The organism is Brachybacterium nesterenkovii, assembly GCF_900163655.1.
Taxonomy (GTDB): domain Bacteria; phylum Actinomycetota; class Actinomycetes; order Actinomycetales; family Dermabacteraceae; genus Brachybacterium; species Brachybacterium nesterenkovii.
The window spans coordinates 1-3359 of record NZ_FWFG01000042.1 but is presented as its reverse complement, the minus strand read 5'-3'; the positions used below and the strand labels follow the sequence as shown (position 1 = coordinate 3359).

Sequence of the window (3359 nt, the reverse complement as noted above, 5' to 3'; positions counted from 1 at the left end):
TCAACAATCGACCCCGCCGCCGACTGGGCTATCTCACGCCCACCGAGGCATTCGCACGACTGCTCGCCGGCGAGCCCCATGTTGCTTCGACGCCTTGACATCGCCGCCGGCGAACCCCATGTTGCTTCGACGCCTTGACATCGCCGTGTCCATGCAGTCGTATGTGCCGGGCAGCACCTAGATGACTGCTGAAGGCGGCGATGAACAAGCAGGCGCACCACCAACGTGCGTCAGTGGTGCGCCAACATGCTCTGAAGGTCAGCGCCTCGGCCTCCAGCTGAGAACGTATGCAGCCACGGCGATAGGGCCACACAGGACGGCACCGACAAACCATCCCCAGGCGTAGCGATTATCCGTCCTCGCGATGTGCCCTAGGACAAGAGCAATGCTCATCCAAGCGCCGGCGGCCGCGATCATGCTTCCCGACATGGCGGTTCCCTACCCGTAGATCTCGAAGCTGCCGCTCTTCGTATAGAAGAGGGCCTTGTAGTGAGCGCTGATGTACCCGCCATACGCCCGGAACGATTCGCTACGGTTGAACGCATTGGTCCGGCCATTGACCGTTGAAGTCGGATCAGCCCGGTAGACGACACCGACTCCGCTCTTTCCCACGATTCCGTAGACGCGAATGTGTTCGGACGCTGTGATCTTCTTGACCGCCGACGAGCCGGAGGCCGTCCAATGCGCGCTCCAGGCCCCCTTGGAATTGAACGGGTTATCCGAGTAGGTGAACTGGTGGAAACCCTTCACCGTACCCGTCCCACCAGCGCCGGAAGCTGACCTGTTGATCTTCCGGGTCTTCGTAGCCGCGTATGCGACAACCTCATGCTGGCGACGATAGACCTGGATACGGATGAACTCTGCATCTTCCTCGGACAGTGGCGCCCCTGGCTGCGCGGCCTCGTCGATCTCCAGCTGCCGACGATCGAAGTCTTCAGCCGTCAACCCCTGGTTGATGGGGCACGTAGCCTCCTCGGGCGCAAGAGACGTGATCTCCTTGCCGGTGTCGTCCGCCAGTGCGGGCGCCGCGCCGGTGCACAGGATCGAACCGATGGTCGCAGACGAGAGCAACGCTGCTCTCCTGGTCATCGTCTTCATGGCCATCCCTTCTCATGGGCGAGTTGGTCCTCACCTCGCCTGGAGCATACGAGTGGGAGACCGCCACGGAGTCGGACTGCTTCTCAGCTCAGGGATCTATCCGGGACTATCCCTGGAAGCCCGGGATGAACCTATATAACGGAATGCCCTTTTTTCCCAGTTTGACCATCTCTGCGGGGATCCCAGTCGTCTCAGGCGCGATCTCCGGCCCAACATTAGGAGCGGCGGTCAGTCTCGGAGCCCGGCGTTCAGGCGTCGTTGGGGTGGGCCGGCCCCATCACGTCTTGCCACGGCTGGGTGAGGGTGTCGTAGTGGGCTTGCGTGAACCCTCGGCTACGGATCTGGGCACGCAGCGTGAGGGCGGTGGCGGCGTCCAGAACGGCGTTCTCAGCGGCGGCGCCGATGAGCCCGGGCCAACGCCGCTTGGTGACTGCGATCGCCCGGCCGCGGGCATCGTAGAGCTCGTCGCGGAGCCCCTTGGCGTATGCCACCTTGCCGGCCGCGCGTGAGGCGGCGAAGCGACGCTTCTCCTGTTCGCGCTCAGAGTTCTTCCCGTACATCTGGCGGGTCCGCATGGCGTAAGCGTCGTCGTCGGTCATGGCGGCGGCGGCGGCGATCGTCGTCCCGAGCGGATCGTCCAAGCGGGCGGAGGCTGCGGGGCCCGCCAGGTCGACGTGGGCACGCTCGTGGGTCTGCTCGCCGAAGCGGCCATCCGGCCGGCGGGCTTGTTCGCGGGCGGTATCGGCAGGGCGCGGGGCTTCGGTGCTCATGGCCGGCTATGTGCCGGGGCGTGCATCCCCGGATCTTCAGGCGCCGCCACGACGCCGCAGATTCGCGAGCATCGCCTGCTCCTCGCCGGTGCCGTCGTCGACCAACTGTGCCTGCCCTTCGGCCTTGGCCCGGTCGAGGGCACGGAAGATCCCCCGCTCGATCCCCCGCAACGTCGGATCGTCGCCCATGCGCACCGACACGGGCGTCTCGCCGCCGCGGCCGTCACGGTATCGGGCGACCAGGGCCGTCCCGGGGCGGTCCTGCACGAATCGGGCGTCGGCCAGGTGCGGCCGGTCTTCGGTGACGTTCGTGCTTTCGAGGCGCGCGATGGCGTCCTGGGATCCGGAGGGACGAATCCTGTAGGCGTCGAATCGCCCGTCGTCGGGGACGGTGTCGTGGCCGCGCGGAGCGGCGGCGTCGATCTCCTGCGCCAGGCGCAGCCACGTCTCTGCGTGCCAAGCGGGCTCTGGGGGCTGCTCAACGGTCCCCTCCCCCAGGCGCACATTCGCACGTTCGTGGGCTTGTGCGCCGAAGCGGCCGTCACGGCGACGCGCCCGCTCCCGGGCGACCTCGGCACCCTTGCCGGCGGCGCTCACCACGTGCCGTCCTCGAGGTCTGCCTCGAGCCGTTCGAGGGCCTTCCGCATGCCGCCCGCCGCCCTCTGCTTCGCCGCGCGCTCCGCCGACGGATCCGCCTTGTACGACGCGGCCGCGTGAACGCTCCACGCGCCGACGAAGCGGACGTTCCGGTCCGCCCCCCCGGGAACTCGGCCTCGCAGTCCGCCAGCGGGTAGTTCTTCGAGGCGCCCGGCGCGAGCATCGTGTACAGCTGATCCCACGCGTCGGAGATCGGGTCCTCCGTACCCATGTCGTCGCCGGACCATTCGTCGGCCGCGTGGAAGCGATCGACGCTGTAGCCGGCGGAATCCATGAGCTCGATGACGGTGGAGACCTCACCGCTGCCCTCGTCACGGAACCCGACGGCGAACGCGTGCGCGTCTGGGTGGTCGGACTGGATGCGCCGGGCGATCTCCGCGACGGCGTGATCGTTCTCGACGTCCTCGAGTGCCCAGACAGCACGGGACGCCTCCAGGTAGGCGGAGTCGGTCGAGTACGGCTCTTCGGCAACCCCGTCCGTTGTGGCGAGGCGGATGCCGTCCGCACGGTCATGGGCAAGCTGACCGAACCGCCCGTCAGGGCGTCGGGCCTGCTCACGGGCGGCGTAGTTGCTCGGGCTGATCGCAGTGGTCATGCACGTGTATGTGCCGCAGCCCGGCACACCACTGGGCATGGAGAACTTCGAAAAGAAGACCACCGTCGAGCCCGCGCAGCGGCCCCGAGAGCGCGACACGCCGAAGGCCGCATCGATCGCGCTCGCAACGGCGAGGCGATGTCAAGGCGTCGAAGCAACATGGGGCTCGCCGGCGAGCAGTCGTGCGAATGCCTCGGTGGGCGTGAGATAGCCCAGTCGGCGGCGGGGTCGATTGTTGA

4 protein-coding genes are annotated in these 3359 nt (G+C 67.2%); all 4 read right to left on the bottom strand.

The window, feature by feature from the left end:
* Nucleotides 1-438: 438 nt before the first annotated feature.
* The 4 genes from FM110_RS04470 to FM110_RS04455 all read right to left on the bottom strand — a co-directional run bounded on the left by FM110_RS04470 (nucleotide 439) and on the right by FM110_RS04455 (nucleotide 3120).
* Complete coding sequence (locus tag FM110_RS04470; protein WP_143276256.1) at nucleotides 439-1098, bottom strand: hypothetical protein; 660 nt, start codon at nucleotides 1096-1098, stop codon at nucleotides 439-441.
* 248 nt (nucleotides 1099-1346) lie between these two features.
* The gene (locus FM110_RS04465) at nucleotides 1347-1868 is read right to left on the bottom strand and encodes a hypothetical protein (RefSeq protein WP_087103067.1); all 522 of its coding nucleotides are present in this window, start codon (nucleotides 1866-1868) and stop codon (nucleotides 1347-1349) included.
* A 36-nt stretch (nucleotides 1869-1904) separates the two neighbouring features.
* Entirely contained in the window at nucleotides 1905-2465 is a 561-nt protein-coding gene (locus FM110_RS04460) for a hypothetical protein (RefSeq protein ID WP_087103066.1), read from the bottom strand.
* Nucleotides 2410-3120 carry a hypothetical protein gene (locus tag FM110_RS04455; RefSeq protein ID WP_143276255.1) on the bottom strand — a complete coding sequence of 237 codons (711 nt, stop codon included), beginning with the start codon at nucleotides 3118-3120 and terminating at the stop codon, nucleotides 2410-2412. The genes FM110_RS04460 and FM110_RS04455 overlap by 56 nt, the downstream gene beginning before the upstream one ends.
* Between the last annotated feature and the right edge of the window lie 239 nt (nucleotides 3121-3359).

What these genes read in the sequence shown, in the direction of transcription:
- FM110_RS04470 (WP_143276256.1), bottom strand. Translation starts at nt 1,098, where the DNA reads ATGAAGACGATGACCAGGAGAGCAGCGTTGCTCTCGTCTGCGACCATC.
- FM110_RS04465 (WP_087103067.1), bottom strand. Translation starts at nt 1,868, where the DNA reads ATGAGCACCGAAGCCCCGCGCCCTGCCGATACCGCCCGCGAACAAGCC.
- FM110_RS04455 (WP_143276255.1), bottom strand. Translation starts at nt 3,120, where the DNA reads ATGACCACTGCGATCAGCCCGAGCAACTACGCCGCCCGTGAGCAGGCC.